The organism is Meiothermus luteus (assembly GCF_003574085.1).
GTDB classification, from domain to species: domain Bacteria; phylum Deinococcota; class Deinococci; order Deinococcales; family Thermaceae; genus Meiothermus; species Meiothermus luteus.
On sequence record NZ_QWKZ01000074.1, the window covers coordinates 1 to 13,389 of the forward strand.

The window sequence follows — 13,389 nt, forward strand, 5'->3', positions numbered from 1 at the left end:
GGGGCCGGGGTGGCCCTCGAGGCGGCCCTGCGGGGCCTTCGGGTGGCCCTGGTGGAACGCTACGACTTTGCCGAGGGCACCTCGAGCCGCAGCACCAAGCTCATCCACGGCGGGGTGCGCTACTTGGAGCTCGCGCTGAAGACCTTAGACCGGGTGCAGCTCAACCTGGTGCGCGATGCCCTGCGGGAGCGGGCCATCCTGCTTCGGCTGGCCCCCCATCTAACGCGCCCCTTATGGCTGCTTACCCCGCTTTACCGGCCCCTCGAGCTGCCCTACTACTACCTGGGCCTCAAGCTTTACGACCTCCTGGCGGGCAAGGCCCGCCTGGCCCCGGCCCGGTTGGTCTCGAGGCTCGAGGCCCTAGGGCTCTTTCCCGCGCTCAACCCGGTGGGGCTCAAAGGGGCGGTGGCCTACCAGGACGGCCAGTTTGACGACGCGCGGTACAACCTGGAGCTGGTCCTCACCGCCGCGGCTCACGGGGCCGTGGTGCTCAACCACGCCCAGGTGACCGGGCTTATCAAGGCCAACGGCCGGCTTGCCGGGGCGGTGGTGAAAGACCGCCTAGGGGGGCGGGAGGTGGAGGTCAAGGCCCGCGGGGTGGTCAACGCCACCGGGCCCTTTGCCGATGCCCTGAGGCGGCTGGACGATCCCGAGGCCCCCCCCATCATCGCCCCGAGCTCCGGGGTACACCTGATGCTGGACGCCAGCTACACCCCCCCGAAGACCGGCCTGCTGGTGCCCAGGACCGAGGACGGAAGGGTGCTCTTCGTGCTGCCCTGGCGGGGGGGGACCCTGGTGGGCACCACCGATAACCCCGCTGCGGTGCTCGATCATCCCCCAGTGAGTGAGGAGGAGGTGGCCTACATCCTGCGGCAGGTGCGTCCCTACTTGGGCGAGATACCCCGCTCGGCGGTGCGCGCGGCTTGGTCGGGGCTGCGCCCGCTGGTGGCCCGGGGGGCCACCGATACCGCCCGGCTGGCCCGCGACCACCTGATAGAGGAGCGCCCCTCGGGCCTCATCACCCTGGCTGGGGGCAAGTGGACCACCTACCGCAAGATGGCCCAGGACCTGGTGGACTACGCCGCGGGCCGGTTGGGGCTTCCGGCGGGGCCTTCCCGGAGCGCAGAGACCCCTTTGGTGGGCGGGCAGGGGTTTGACCCCGAAGGGGCCCGGAGTCTTGAGGAGATGGGCCTTCCCCCCCAGGTGGCGGAACACCTGCACCAGACCTACGGGGCCCGGGCCCCCCAGGTGGCCCGGCTGGTTCTGGAGGGCTATGGGGCGCCTTTGGCGGAGGGCTGGCCCTACCTCGAGGCTGAGGTGGTCTACGCGGTCCGCTTTGAGATGGCCCAGACCCCTTTGGATGTGCTGGCCCGCCGCGCCCGCCTGGCCTTTTTGGACACCCAGGCCGCCCAGGCCGCCTTGGCGCGGGTGGGGGAGCTTCTAGGGCAGGAGCTGGGGTGGACTCAAGAGGAGCGGCAGCAGCGGGTAGAAGAGGGGCGAAAGCAGCTCTTGAGCGGGCTTTAGGCCCTCATAGCCCCGCCAGCAGGTCCGGCCCTTCCCCTAGAAAGCCCCCGCGCAGCCCCCCTAGAGCGAAGCACTCCTCCTCCAGAAGCCCCGGCCACTCCTCCAGCACCTGCCCAAAGCCCTCCTCTGGCCCGGTCTGTGAGCGGTGGGCTAGGAGCGCTGTCCGGATGGTCTGGGCGTAGGGGAGCACGTCTACCCGCACCGCGATGGAATCGGGGGACACCCCATAGCGGTCGGGGTCAAAGCGGGTTCGGGCCACCCGTTCCTTGGATCGCACCGGGAAGAACAGGCGCCGGGGGGGGTCGGCCATCCGGTTGCCAGCCCGCCAGAAGGCCCCCAGGGTAGCCCGGTGGAGGTGGATGTGGTCTGGGTGGCCGTAGTAGCCCTGAGGATCAAAGCCGATGACCACCTGGGGCCGGATTTGCACGATGTGTTCAAGCAAGGCTTCCTCTACCTCTGCCAGGCTTTGGTGGATGAGGCCCTGAGGGTTGGCCTGGGCCACCTCGAGCGGGTACCCCGAGTCCTGGTAGCCCAGGAAGATGGGCGGCTGGAGGCCTAAAATCCGACAGGCGGTCTCCAGCTCGGCCTGCCGCAGCCGGCCCCGGGCCTCCCCCTTGGGGTAGCGGTCGGGGTCTATTTCCGGATGCCGAACCTCCCCTTGCTCCCCCCGGGTGGCGCAGACCAAGTAGACCCCGTGGCCCATGGAGGCGTACTTGGCCAGGGTGCCCCCGCAGAAGAACGACTCGTCGTCGGGGTGGGCGAAAACGGCCAGAAGGCGCATGGGGTTCCTATTTGGCCTCAACGCCTCGGGGAAGGCCCATCAGCTCCATGGCCGCCTCCTCCGGGCTCAGCTCCCCCCGGGCTACCCGGACGATAAGGGCCTGGCCCTCACGGGTTTTGCGGCGGCCCCACTCCTGGATAACACTCTCTACCTCAAAGCGGGCCCGCTCGAGCCGGTCGGCCTCGAGCAGGTTATGCTCAAGCAGGTGCTGGTGGTGGGCCTCTATAGCCTCAAACAGCTCGGGGATGCCCTCGCCCTTGGGAGCTACCGCGGTGAGCACCGGCGGCTTCCAGCCCCCCGGGCGGGGGGCGGCCAGCTCTAAGGTGGTCCTGAGCTCCTGCACGATGCGCTCCCCACCGGGCAGGTCGAACTTGTTGACCACAAAAACATCGGCAATCTCCATCACCCCGGCCTTGAAGGCCTGGACCGCATCCCCCGCCGCGGGGGTGAGCACCAGCACCGTGGTGTCGGCCACCCGGGCGATGTCCACCTCGCTTTGCCCCACCCCCACGGTTTCCACAAAGATTCGGTCGAATCCGAAGGCCTCGAGCAGGGCCAGGGTGGCCACGGTGGCCCCGGCCAGCCCACCCAGCGCCCCCCGGCTGGCTAGGGAGCGGATGAAGACCATGGGGTCTTGGTGGTGGCGCATCATGCGGATGCGGTCGCCTAGGATGGCCCCCCCGGTGAAGGGGCTACTGGGGTCCACGGCCAGCACCGCTACCCGCTCGTTGCGCCTGCGGGCCTCCTCAATGAGCCGGTCGGTGAGGCTACTCTTGCCCGCCCCGGGGCTCCCAGTGAGGCCCACCACCCGGGCCCTACCTCGTCCCCGGAGCCGCCGCAGCAGGGCCTGGCCTTCGGGGTAACCGGCCTCTACCAGGGTGATGGCCCGGGCCAGCGCGCGGGCATCTTGGGCCAAAAAGCGCTCGTATAGGTTCATAGAAGGGCGATGCAGGCGACCTCAACCCTCACATCGCGGGGAAGGCGGGCCACCTGCACCGTGGCCCGGGCAGGGTAGGGCTCGCGCACGTACTGGGCGTAGACCTGGTTGAAGGCCGGGAAGTCATTCATGTCGGCCAGGTAGCAGGTGGTCTGCACCACCTTCTCCCAGGAGCTTCCGGCCGCCTCCAGCACCGCGGCCAGGTTGCGCATCACCTGGTGGGTCTGGGCCTCCACATCGCCCGCGACCAGCTCCCCGGAGGGGGTGAGCGGTATCTGGCCGGAGCAGAAGACCATTCCCCCGGCCACGATGGCTTGGCTGTAGGGACCGATGGCCCGGGGGGCTTGGGCGGTTTGTACGGGCTTCAGGCTCATGCCTAAAGCTTATACCAAGGGGGCACCTTAGGGCTTGGGCACCCGGTCCACAAAGGCGTTGGTGTAGGTCTTCTTGAGGTCTATCTGCGACCTCGCCACCGCCTCGTCAAAGCCGGAGAGCACGGTGAGGGGCCGCAACGGCGCGCTGTCGCTGAACCGGCCGGTGCGGGAGAACATCTCCGCGGAGTTCCTGAGTACCTGCAAGTAGAGCTCCCGGTCGCCCAGGAAATACTCCTCGGGCAGCACCCGGGCGATCTCCTCGGGGCTTTTGCCCTGCATCCAGCGCAGCCCACGCACCATCGCGTTGACCAGCTTTTGGGCGGTCTCCGGGTTGCGCTCGAGCCACCCCCGGGTGGTGTAGAGCACCGCCGCGGGGTACTCCCCTCCGAAGACCGCCCGGGCTCCTTGGGCCGTGCGGGTGTCGGCCAGCACCTTGATTAGGTTGCGCCGCTGCAGCAGGGTGATGGCCGGGTCCACGTTGACGATGGCGTCAATCTGCCGGCGCTCCACCGCCGCCACCGCCTGGGCCCCGGTGCCCACCCCGATTACCGCCACCTCGGAGGGCCGAAGGCCGGCCTTGATGAGCCAGTGGTTGAGGTAAAAGTTGGTGGAGGAGCCGGGCGCAGTGACCCCCACCTTCATTCCTTTTAGCTCGGCGATGCCCTGGACCCTCTCGGCTAGGTCGGCCCGTACCCCCAGCACCACCCCCGGGTAGCGGCCCACCTCCACAAAGGCGGTGATGTCCCGCCCTTGGGCCTGCATCTGGATGGTGTGGTCGTAAAACCCCATCACCACGTCGGCCGAGCCGCCGTTGAGGGCGGCCAGGGCCCTCGAGCCAGCCTGGAGGTCCTGGATGACCACCTCCAACCCCTCCTGCTGGAAGTAGCCGAGCCGCTCCACTACCGTAAGCGGCAGGTAGACCACCGCGGTCTTCCCCCCCACCGCCAGGACCACCCGCCGCTGCTGGGCGAGGGCCATACCAAAGAGCATCAGAACTGCCAGGGCCAACAGAACAGACTTCCTCATACCGCTCCTCCCAAACTTTGGGGCCTGCCACCCGAAACCCTCAGGACCGGGCCTCGGCCTCCTGGGGCCGCCAGCGCAGAAGCTGCGCTTCCACCCGGCTCACCAGGTAGTCAAGCGCCAGAACGAAGACCATCAGGACGACAATCCCAGCGAAGACCCCGGTGGTGTCGAAGACCCCTTCGGCTTGCTGGATAATATACCCCAGCCCCGCGGCTGAGCCCAGGTACTCGCCGATCACCGCGCCGATCACCGCAAACCCGATGGAGGTGCGCAGCGAGCTGAAAATCCAGCTCGCCGCCGAGGGTAGGTACACGTGCCGGAGCAGCCTGCCGCCGTCGGCGCCCAGCATCCGGGCGTTGGCCAGCACCACTGGATTGACCTCCCGCACCCCTTGGTAGGTGTTGAAGAAGGCCACGAAGAAGACCAGGGTGATGCCCAAGGCGATCATCTTAAGCATGCCCAGCCCAAACCAGATGGTGAAGATGGGGGCCAACAGGACCCGCGGGATGGAGTTCAGCGCTTTGATGTAGGGGTCCAGCACCGCCGCCACCGGTGGGGAGAGGGCCAGCCAGAGCCCCATCGCCACCCCCAGCAGGGTTCCGATGACGAAGGCCAGGAGCATCTCCACCGAGGTCACCCAAAGGTGCCGGTAGATGTCGCCCTCGCTGAACCACTTGACGATTCGGGCAGCGATTTCGCTGGGCTGGGCAAAGTAGAGCTTGTCCAGGCGGCCGGTGCGGGCTCCCCACTCCCAAAGCCCCAGAAAGACCAACAGGATGCCGACCTGCCAGAGGCGTACCTTAGCCTTGTTGGGCATAGCTCTTCTGCACCTCCCCCCGCAGCAGCGACCATATCTCCTGGTGGATGCCCAAGAACTCCTCGGTGAGCCGGACCTCGGCCACGTCCCGAGGCCGGCGCAGCGGGATGGCGAAGCTGCCGATGGGCCGGCTGGCCGGCCCTGCCGAGAGCACCACCACCCGGTCGGCCAGGGCGATGGCTTCCTCGAGGTCGTGGGTGATGAAGATGACCGATTTGCGGTCCTCCTGCCAGAGCTCCAGCAGCAGGTTCTCCATCAGGTGCCGGGTCTGCACGTCCAGCGCCGAGAAGGGCTCGTCCATCAAGAGCAGCCGGGGGTTGGTGATGAGCACCTGGGCCAGCCCGACCCGCTTTTTCATCCCCCCGGAGAGCTGGTGCGGGTAGCGGTCGCCGAAGCGGGCCAGCCCGACCCGCTCGAGCCAGGGCCTGGCCTGGTTGCGGGCTTCCCTGAGGGGCACCCCGCGGAACACCAGGCCCATGGCGATGTTGTCCAAAGCGGTCTTCCAGGGCAGTAGGGCGTCTTGTTGGAACAGGTAGCCGGCCTTCCGGTTGGGCCCACCGACCGGCTCGCCCAGCGCGTAGACCTCTCCAGCGGAGGGGGGCAGAAGCCCCGCCACCACGTTCAAGAGGGTGCTTTTCCCGCAGCCCGTGGGGCCTACCAGGGCCAGGAACTCGCCCTCCCCCACCTCGAGGTCCACCCCTTCTACCGCGGTGTAGCTGCCGAAGCGCACCGTGAGCCCGCGCACCTCCACCGCCGCTTTTGCTCTGACACTTGTTTCAACCATGCGTTGCCCCTTCCTTAGTTCTCCAGGCCAAACGCGCGCAGCACGCTTTCGGTGTGGGCCCCCAGGGGGGGGCCGGCCCAGGCGATGCCGCCTGGGGTGGCCGAGAGCTTCGGCACCACCCCCTGCATGACCAGCCGGCCCAGGGGGGTTTCCACCTCCAGCAGGGTTCCCCGTTCGCGGAAGTGGGGGTCCTGGGCTACCTCGCGGGCGCTGTTGACCGGCCCTGCCGGGACCCCATGCTCAGCCAAGAGCCGATCCAGCTCCTCCAGGCTCAGGGTGCGGGTCCATCCGGCGATAATCTCGTCCAGCAAGGTCTGGTGGGCTCCTCGGGCCAGGTGGGTGGCGAAGCGGGGGTCTTGGGCCAGCTCGGGGCGGCCCATGGCCTGGCATAGCCGGGCAAAAGGGCCGTCGGCGTTGGCCCCAATCTGGATGTAGCGGCCTTCTTGGGTGGGGTAGAGGTTGGAGGGAGCCACCCCCGGCAGGATGTTTCCGGTGCGCTCGCGCACCACCCCCAAGGCGCTGTACTCGGTGAGCACGCTCTCCAAAACCGCCACCACCGCGTCCGTGAGGCCCACATCCACAATCTGCCCCTGTCCGGTCTGTTCGCGCGCCCGCAGGGCCGCCAGGATGCCGAAGGCGGTGAAAAGCCCGGCCAGGGTATCCCCGATGGACAGGCCCACCCGGGGTGGGGGCCGGTCGGGGAAGCCGGTGAGGTAGCGCAGCCCTCCCATGGCTTCGGCCACGCTGCCAAAACCCGCCCGGTCCCGGTAGGGGCCACTTTGCCCAAAGCCCGAGACCCGGGCCACGATGAGCCGGGGGTTTTCCGCCATCAGCGCTTCTGGCTCGAGCCCGAGCCGCTCCAGCACCCCAGGCCGGAAGTTTTCCAAAAGCACGTCCACCCGGAGGGCCAGCTCCCGGGCCAGCCGCCGGCCCCGTTCGGTGCGCAGGTCGAGGACCACGCTTTTCTTGTTGCGCCCGATGACCGGCCACCAGAGGGACTCCCCCTCCTTGAGCTGCACCCCCCATCGGCGCATCGCGTCGCCCTCTGGGGGCTCCACCTTGATGACCTCCGCGCCGTGGTCGGCGAGGAGCTGGCCGGCAAAGGGGCCGGCGATAAAACTGCCCAGCTCGAGTACCCGTACTCCGTCAAGCGCGCCCATACCCGGGTTTTCGCACGCAAAAGTTTTCCCCAGAGTATAGGGGCAAGGCGGGGCTGGGACAAGCCTCCTGTGGGCCGTTCAGTACCCCTGGGTGGCGTGCTGGGGGATGGAGGCGGAGAGGGTGGTTCTGGGGAGGGCGACCTCGAGGCCCAGGTGGGCCAGGGGGGCGTTGGACTCGAGGTCAGCGGCGATGACCAAGTAGTCCAGCTCGTTCAGCGTCCATAGGTGCACCCCGGCCGGGGCGGCAAGGGCCTGGGGGTTGCCCGAGAGGAGGACCAGGATGAGCCTTCCTGTTTCCCAGGGCCATTGCTGGAGCCTGTGCTGGGCCTCCTGCTGGGTGTGTACTTCAATCCGGTAGATCGCCCCGGTGGGCGAGCGGGCCAGCACGCAGTCCTGCTCGAGCGTGGGGGAGGCCACCCAGTGGGGGCAGCGGTTGAGCAAGCCGGCAATTTGCCGCAGGAGCCCCCGCTTGAGACGGCCGGAATCGTCCATGGGCATAGGTGCCCTTATGTTTTCGGACCCGGATGGGACGGAGGTGAAAACCCCCCTCACCTTTTCTTTAGGGTTCTCCACAGGGGCTGTGGATAACTCTGTGGATAACCCCGGGGTTCCTGTGGATAAGTCTGTGGGCAACCTAGGGGTTTCCCAAAAGGGTAGCGGGAAATTGTGGCTTAACAGGTGGGTCGCGGCCGGGTGGGGTTGTGAAACAGTTGCGCGCTGGGGGCCCTTATGGTAGGCCCCCCCCTTCCAGCGGCTTGACCCAGAAGACCATGGGCTTAGGGGTTTCCTGGGCCTCCCCCAGGTCCTTCCAGGGGAAGTAAGCCCGCAGCTCGGGGCGTTTGGTGTAGCCTCGCCGGCTCCAGAAGCCGTCCAGCGGCACGTAGCCGGCAGGCTTCAAGGGGTGCTCGGCGGGGCGCTCCACGGCGCAGAAGGTTGCCCAGGCGTAGCCCAGCTCCCTGGCCCGGGCCTCGCGCCGCCGGAAGAACTCCACCCCCAGCCCGCGCCCCCGGTAGGCTGGCTCCAGCACGGACTCGCCAAAGTAGTACCACCCGCTGGGCTCGAGCCCGGCCCGAAGGAAAGGCTCTTGAAATTCGGGCTCGGCCTGGGCTAGGGGCAGCGCGGTGGAGGCCCCCACCACCCGCTCGCCGTCCCGCACCAGCACCAGGGTCCCTTCTGGAAGGGAGGTGAACTTGGCCAGGTAGCGCGCCTCGTACTCGAGGCTGCCCTCGTACAGATAGGGCCACTCGCGAAAGACCGAGATGCGTAGCCGGGCCAGCTCAGGGATAAAGGGCTCCACCTCGGCCCCCACCAGCACATCCACCCGGAGCTCCATGGCCTCTAGCTTACCCCAGGGGTGGCCTAAGGGTGCCGGCGTGGCTTTGTGAGAGCCTTTTTTTCCAAGCCTCATCTTGGCCGGAAAAACTGGTCCCATGTACCCGCTTTGGTTGATGTTGGCCTTGCTCTGCGGGCTTCCTGCCCTGGCCCAGGCCCCCGAGTCCGATGCGGAGCCCGGTCGGGTCTGCAACCCGCTCCCCCTCAACCGGCCTGCCCCTCGCACCGAGGCCGAGCGGCGGGAGCAGGAGCGCTGGGCCCAGTACCGACAGAAGCTGCAGGACTACCTACAGCGCCTGCCTAAGGAGCCCGATGCGCGCCTTCTGATGCCGGTGCAGGGCGTTCGGGTACGGCAGGTGGCCGATACCTTTGGGGCCCCCCGGGACGGCTGGCGCGTTCACGAAGGCCAGGACATTTTCGCCCCTCGCGGCACCCCGGTCTATTCGGCGACCCATGGGTTTGTCTGGCGCATCGGCCATGGGCAGCGGGGAGGGCTTTACGTTTTCGTGGTGGGGCCAGGGGGCCGGCGCTACTACTACGCCCACCTTGACCGCTACGCCCCAGGCCTGAAGGAGGGCCAGCGGGTCACGCCCCAGACCCTGCTCGGCTACGTGGGCAACACTGGCAACGCCCGCACCACCCCGCCCCACCTGCACTTTGGGGTCTACTCGGGCAGCCGCCGCACCTGCGACTACCGGGTGATCAACCCCTTGCCGCTTCTGGTGGACCGGGACTGGAAGGCCCTGGTCAACCCTGCCCGGAACCGCTAGCCTTTCCCAGGGGTATGCTGAAGGTATGACCACCGACCTAAGCTTTCCTACCCGTGCCTACCTGAACGGCCGCTGGCACCCCACCCCCCGCACCTTCCCGGTGCTCAGCCCCTACAGCGGCGAGGTGTTGGCCGAAGTTTCCGACTGCGGCGAGGAGGAGGCCCGGCTGGCCGCCGACGCGGCGGTGGCGGCCTTCAGGGAGTGGAAGAAGCTCACCGGATTTGAGCGGGGGCGCATCCTGCGCAGGTGGAACGACCTTTTGGTGGCCCACCAGGAGGAGCTGGGCCGCCTGACCGCCTTGGAGATGGGCAAGCCCATCACCGAGGCCAAGGGCGAGGTGCTGTACGCGGCCAGCTTTGTGGAGTGGTGCGCCGAGGAGGCTCCGCGGGTCAATGGGGAGCTCATCCACTCGCGCTTTCCCCACAAACGCCCGATGGCCCTGTACGAGCCGGTGGGGCCGGTGTATGCGGTGACCCCCTGGAACTTTCCGACCAGCATGATTACCCGCAAGGCTGCCCCGGCGCTGGCGGTGGGCTGCAGCGTGATTGTCAAGCCTGCCGAGCAGACCCCGCTTTGCGCCTTGTACCTGGCCAAGCTCTGGGAGGAAGCAGGGGGGCCGCCCGGAACCCTTCAGGTCCTGCCTGCTTCCGACCCTGTGCCGGTTTCTAAGGTCCTTATGGAGGACATGCGCATCCGTAAGATTACCTTCACCGGTTCTACGCCGGTGGGCAAAATCCTCTACCGGCAGGCCGCCGATACCCTGAAGAGGATCTCCTTGGAGCTGGGGGGCAACGCTCCTTTTATTGTCTTTGAAGACGCCGACCTAGAGAAGGCGGTGGAGTTCACCCTCCTCTCCAAGTACCGCAACACCGGTCAGACCTGTGTCACCACCAACCGCATCTACGTCCACCGACGCCTCGAGGCCGATTACGCCCAGGCCCTGGCGGAAGCGGTGGCCGGCCTCCGGGTGGGCGACCCGCTGGAGCCCAGCACCCAGATTGGCCCCCTGGTGGACAAGCAGGGGCTGGATAAGGTGGTGGCCCATGTGGAGGACGCCCTTGCCAAGGGAGCCAAGGTGGCCACAGGGGGACGGTCCTTGGGGGGCCTCCTCTATGCCCCAACGGTTCTTACCGGGATTCGCCCTGGCATGCGTATCCTAGAGGAGGAGACGTTTGGCCCGGTGGCCCCCATCATGCCCTTTGAGGACGAGGAGCAGGTCATCGCTTGGGCCAACGATACCGACTACGGGTTGGCTGCTTATATCTGGACAAAGGACCTGAGCCGGGCTTTCAGGGTGGCGGAGGCCCTCGAGTACGGCATCGTGGGGGTCAACGACCCGGTGCCCAGCGCGATGGGCGCCAACCTGCCCTTTGGTGGCTACAAGAACTCCGGCCTAGGCCGGGAGGGAGGACGGTGGGGCTTGGAGGAGTTCCTCGAGACCAAGCTCGTCTCGTTCGCGCTGCCTTAAGGTGCGGCTGGGGGGCAAAGGGGGCCACGAGGTAGGGCCCCAGGCGCGGGGTCGCCGCGGTGGGGTGGGTAGGGTGACGGGCGCCCTTGTTTTTTGCCTGTCCCCTTGCTATCGTTGACTGGAAAGATACCCGCATTAGGTATCCTGGAGGCGGCGATGAGGTTTTGGCTTACAGCCCTGTTCCTGGCGCTGGGCGCCCTGGCAGCAACCCAGGGGCAGATGGCACCGGACTTTCGCCTGCGCGACCTCTCGGGCAAGGTCTACACCCTGGCCAGCTTCAAAGGGAAGCCGGTGGTCATAACTTTCTGGGCGAGCTGGTGCCCCGTTTGCCGGGCTGAGTTCCCAAAGCTGCACCAGCTCGCGCAGGAGTACAAGGTGCCCTTCGTGGTCATCAGCCGGGAGCCCCGGGACAGCGAGCAGGTGGTCCGCGAATACATGAAAAGCTACCCGGCCTTCCTTCCGCTGGTGGCCCTGCCCGGAGGGGACAGCCCGGCGGCGGTGGCCAACCGCTACCGGGTGTTGGGGCAGCCCTGGACCTTCGTGCTGGACGGAGAAGGCCGGGTGGTCAACCTGTATGCGGGTAAGGTGGAGGTGGAGTCCCTCAAGGACGACCTGGCCCTGGCCGGGTACGAGTAGCCTGAGGATTCCGCCTTGGGAAGGAGGGAGCAATGGTTCCCAATATCGGAAGCAGGGAACGGGTGATCCGCTACATCCTGGCTGTGGTCCTTCTGCTCATCGCCTTTTTTGGCAGCAGCGGCGGGTGGGCCTGGGTGTTTGGGATTCTGGGGGTGGTTCTGCTGGTGACCGCCAGCCTCAACTTCTGCCCTTTGTGGGCCTTGCTCAAGATCAACACCCGTGGCAAGGCCACCTGAGGCCCTAGGCCTCAGGCGCTCCCGGCTACTTGCCCCGGCCCTCTCCCTGGGACAAGCGGTGGTAAATTTTTCGGGTGAGCCACCAGACCCCCAGCACCACCGCCGGAATGGCCAGCCCGGCGGCCAGCTCGGGTGAAAGGGGTAGCCCAGCTTCCTTACCTGCCTTGAAGAGGTAGTACAGAAGGCCCACCACGTAGTAGGAGATGGCTGCGACGGAGAGCCCTTCTACTGTGCGCTGGAGCTGGTACTGCAGTTCTTGGCCACGCCGGAGCTTGTTCAGCAGTTCCTGGTTCTGGGTTTCCAGGGCGATGTCCACCCGGGTCCGCAGGAGCGCCCCGGCCCGCTCGATGCGCTGGGAAAGGGCCGCAAGCCGGGCAGCGGTGGACTCCACGGTGGCCATGGCCGGGCTAAAGCGGCGCTGCAGGAACTCCCCGATGGTCTGGGTGCCGGGGATGGGGGTCTCGCGCAGCTCGGCCAGGCGGGCCTTGACCAGGGCGTGGTAGGCCGCTGTGGCGCTGAAGCGGTAGCTATGCTCGGCGATGGCGTGCTCGATGCGGGCTGCCAGGGCCTCGAGCTCGTCCAGTAACTCGGCATCAGCTTGGTTGGCGTCGCGGATGCGGGCGGTAATCTGGGCCAGGGCCTGCTCGGACTCCAAGAGCATGGGGCGCAAGGCCCGCGCTACCGGAAAGCCCAGCAGGGCCATCATGCGGTAGGCTTCGATTTCAAGAAGCCTTGAAGCGATGCGCCCCGCGCGGGTCTCGCTGGTGCCCGGAGGGGCCACCACCACAATCCGCTCGAAGCCGTTTGGGCGTAGGCGGAAGTCGGTCACGGCGCAGCTATGCCCGCCCCGGCCCATCACCGAGGCCACCACCGGTCCCCCGCCAAACCAGGGCCGGGCCACCTCTAGGGCTTCCTCCACCGCGCCATGGAGCATGATCAGCTTCATCGCCGAGAGGGTGCGGCCCGGAATGCCCCTTAGCCAGGCCGGGTCCAAGATTAGGTGTTCCAGCAGGTTGACCTCGGGGCTAGGCTCGAGGCTCGGCATGCCCTGTACCAGGGTGTAGGTGCTGAACTCGGTGTGCCGCTCCCAGCGCAGCGAGCCCCCCGGGAGGCGCAGGCGCAGGTAGGTGCCGGCGAGCTGGTCGAGCTCGAGCTCTCCCAGGCCCGAAAGGCGGCGCAGGTGCTCGAGCTCCACCTCCCGGCTCACCCCCTCGTGCCGCACGGCCACCTGCAGCACCAAGGCGGGCAGGCGGATGTGCGGGGTAGGCCGGGCGTGCAGCTCGTTGTGGAGCTGCAGGCGCAGGGGGTCGTCGGGCGGGAGCACCCCCGCCTCGCGGTAGGCTTCTATGGGGCGTACCATTCTCCCTCCATTATGCCCCGACCCCGCTCAGAGAGGCCGCGGCCTCCTCTGGGGTGGCCCCCTCGTGCACGATACGCATCAGGGCCCGCACCATTCCCCGGGGGTTCTTGTGCTGCACGATGTTTCGCCCGTACACCAGGCCCCTTGCCCCTTGCGCCATCACCCGGTAGGTGCGCTCCAGGAG

Annotated in this window: 15 protein-coding genes; 5 read left to right on the plus strand and 10 right to left on the minus strand. The window is 67.5% G+C overall.

Features of this window, described 5'->3' with window-relative positions; all coding sequences use genetic code 11:
* A partial coding sequence (locus tag Mlute_RS10750) for a glycerol-3-phosphate dehydrogenase/oxidase (protein WP_119360647.1) occupies positions 1-1,524 on the plus strand: 1,524 nt, incomplete at its 5' end.
* Positions 1,525-1,528: 4 nt separating this feature from the next.
* Here Mlute_RS10750 and Mlute_RS10755 read toward each other — a convergent pair.
* From Mlute_RS10755 to Mlute_RS10795, 9 genes are all read right to left on the minus strand, one after another.
* Positions 1,529-2,305 (minus strand): PIG-L deacetylase family protein, encoded by a 777-nt coding sequence (locus Mlute_RS10755; RefSeq protein ID WP_119360648.1) that lies wholly within the window; start codon positions 2,303-2,305, stop codon positions 1,529-1,531.
* Positions 2,306-2,312: 7 nt separating this feature from the next.
* Positions 2,313-3,242: a methylmalonyl Co-A mutase-associated GTPase MeaB gene (gene meaB / locus Mlute_RS10760; RefSeq protein ID WP_119360649.1), complete on the minus strand. Its 930-nt coding sequence runs from the start codon at positions 3,240-3,242 to the stop codon at positions 2,313-2,315.
* Positions 3,239-3,616: a RidA family protein gene (locus Mlute_RS10765; protein WP_119360650.1), complete on the minus strand. Its 378-nt coding sequence runs from the start codon at positions 3,614-3,616 to the stop codon at positions 3,239-3,241. Before Mlute_RS10765 ends, meaB begins: the two co-directional genes overlap by 4 nt.
* Before the next feature lie 27 nt (positions 3,617-3,643).
* Positions 3,644-4,642: an ABC transporter substrate-binding protein gene (locus Mlute_RS10770; protein ID WP_119360651.1), complete on the minus strand. Its 999-nt coding sequence runs from the start codon at positions 4,640-4,642 to the stop codon at positions 3,644-3,646.
* Positions 4,643-4,682: 40 nt separating this feature from the next.
* Positions 4,683-5,459 (minus strand): ABC transporter permease, encoded by a 777-nt coding sequence (locus tag Mlute_RS10775; protein ID WP_119360652.1) that lies wholly within the window; start codon positions 5,457-5,459, stop codon positions 4,683-4,685.
* Positions 5,443-6,243: an ABC transporter ATP-binding protein gene (locus Mlute_RS10780; RefSeq protein WP_119360653.1), complete on the minus strand. Its 801-nt coding sequence runs from the start codon at positions 6,241-6,243 to the stop codon at positions 5,443-5,445. Before Mlute_RS10780 ends, Mlute_RS10775 begins: the two co-directional genes overlap by 17 nt.
* Positions 6,244-6,257: 14 nt before the next feature.
* Positions 6,258-7,403, minus strand: coding sequence for a CaiB/BaiF CoA transferase family protein (locus Mlute_RS10785; RefSeq protein WP_119360654.1), 1,146 nt, complete (start codon positions 7,401-7,403; stop codon positions 6,258-6,260).
* Between the two features lie 78 nt (positions 7,404-7,481).
* A complete protein-coding gene (locus Mlute_RS10790; protein WP_119360655.1) occupies positions 7,482-7,901 on the minus strand; it encodes a hypothetical protein in 420 nt (139 codons plus the stop codon).
* A gap of 229 nt (positions 7,902-8,130) precedes the next feature.
* Positions 8,131-8,736 (minus strand): GNAT family N-acetyltransferase, encoded by a 606-nt coding sequence (locus Mlute_RS10795; protein ID WP_119360656.1) that lies wholly within the window; start codon positions 8,734-8,736, stop codon positions 8,131-8,133.
* A gap of 97 nt (positions 8,737-8,833) precedes the next feature.
* Between Mlute_RS10795 and Mlute_RS10800 the strand changes: the two genes are divergently transcribed.
* The 4 genes from Mlute_RS10800 (at position 8,834) to Mlute_RS10815 (ending at position 11,845) form a co-directional block, all read left to right on the plus strand.
* On the plus strand, positions 8,834-9,505 hold the full coding sequence (locus Mlute_RS10800; protein ID WP_119360657.1) for a M23 family metallopeptidase: 672 nt from the start codon (positions 8,834-8,836) through the stop codon (positions 9,503-9,505).
* 25 nt (positions 9,506-9,530) lie between these two features.
* Positions 9,531-10,973, plus strand: coding sequence for an NAD-dependent succinate-semialdehyde dehydrogenase (locus Mlute_RS10805; protein WP_119360658.1), 1,443 nt, complete (start codon positions 9,531-9,533; stop codon positions 10,971-10,973).
* A 156-nt stretch (positions 10,974-11,129) separates the two neighbouring features.
* A complete protein-coding gene (locus Mlute_RS10810; protein ID WP_119360659.1) occupies positions 11,130-11,609 on the plus strand; it encodes a TlpA family protein disulfide reductase in 480 nt (159 codons plus the stop codon).
* 32 nt (positions 11,610-11,641) lie between these two features.
* Positions 11,642-11,845, plus strand: a complete 204-nt coding sequence (locus Mlute_RS10815; protein ID WP_119360660.1) for a YgaP family membrane protein — start codon at positions 11,642-11,644, stop codon at positions 11,843-11,845.
* A gap of 25 nt (positions 11,846-11,870) precedes the next feature.
* Here Mlute_RS10815 and Mlute_RS10820 read toward each other — a convergent pair whose 3' ends face one another.
* Positions 11,871-13,205 (minus strand): DUF3422 family protein, encoded by a 1,335-nt coding sequence (locus Mlute_RS10820; protein WP_119360661.1) that lies wholly within the window; start codon positions 13,203-13,205, stop codon positions 11,871-11,873.
* Between the last annotated feature and the right edge of the window lie 184 nt (positions 13,206-13,389).

What these genes read in the sequence shown, in the direction of transcription:
- Mlute_RS10800 (WP_119360657.1), top strand. Translation starts at nt 8,834, where the DNA reads ATGTACCCGCTTTGGTTGATGTTGGCCTTGCTCTGCGGGCTTCCTGCC.
- Mlute_RS10810 (WP_119360659.1), top strand. Translation starts at nt 11,130, where the DNA reads ATGAGGTTTTGGCTTACAGCCCTGTTCCTGGCGCTGGGCGCCCTGGCA.
- Mlute_RS10780 (WP_119360653.1), bottom strand. Translation starts at nt 6,243, where the DNA reads ATGGTTGAAACAAGTGTCAGAGCAAAAGCGGCGGTGGAGGTGCGCGGG.
- Mlute_RS10815 (WP_119360660.1), top strand. Translation starts at nt 11,642, where the DNA reads ATGGTTCCCAATATCGGAAGCAGGGAACGGGTGATCCGCTACATCCTG.
- meaB (WP_119360649.1), bottom strand. Translation starts at nt 3,242, where the DNA reads ATGAACCTATACGAGCGCTTTTTGGCCCAAGATGCCCGCGCGCTGGCC.
- Mlute_RS10790 (WP_119360655.1), bottom strand. Translation starts at nt 7,901, where the DNA reads ATGCCCATGGACGATTCCGGCCGTCTCAAGCGGGGGCTCCTGCGGCAA.
- Mlute_RS10770 (WP_119360651.1), bottom strand. Translation starts at nt 4,642, where the DNA reads ATGAGGAAGTCTGTTCTGTTGGCCCTGGCAGTTCTGATGCTCTTTGGT.
- Mlute_RS10785 (WP_119360654.1), bottom strand. Translation starts at nt 7,403, where the DNA reads ATGGGCGCGCTTGACGGAGTACGGGTACTCGAGCTGGGCAGTTTTATC.
- Mlute_RS10755 (WP_119360648.1), bottom strand. Translation starts at nt 2,305, where the DNA reads ATGCGCCTTCTGGCCGTTTTCGCCCACCCCGACGACGAGTCGTTCTTC.
- Mlute_RS10795 (WP_119360656.1), bottom strand. Translation starts at nt 8,736, where the DNA reads ATGGAGCTCCGGGTGGATGTGCTGGTGGGGGCCGAGGTGGAGCCCTTT.
- Mlute_RS10820 (WP_119360661.1), bottom strand. Translation starts at nt 13,205, where the DNA reads ATGGTACGCCCCATAGAAGCCTACCGCGAGGCGGGGGTGCTCCCGCCC.
- Mlute_RS10775 (WP_119360652.1), bottom strand. Translation starts at nt 5,459, where the DNA reads ATGCCCAACAAGGCTAAGGTACGCCTCTGGCAGGTCGGCATCCTGTTG.
- Mlute_RS10765 (WP_119360650.1), bottom strand. Translation starts at nt 3,616, where the DNA reads ATGAGCCTGAAGCCCGTACAAACCGCCCAAGCCCCCCGGGCCATCGGT.
- Mlute_RS10805 (WP_119360658.1), top strand. Translation starts at nt 9,531, where the DNA reads ATGACCACCGACCTAAGCTTTCCTACCCGTGCCTACCTGAACGGCCGC.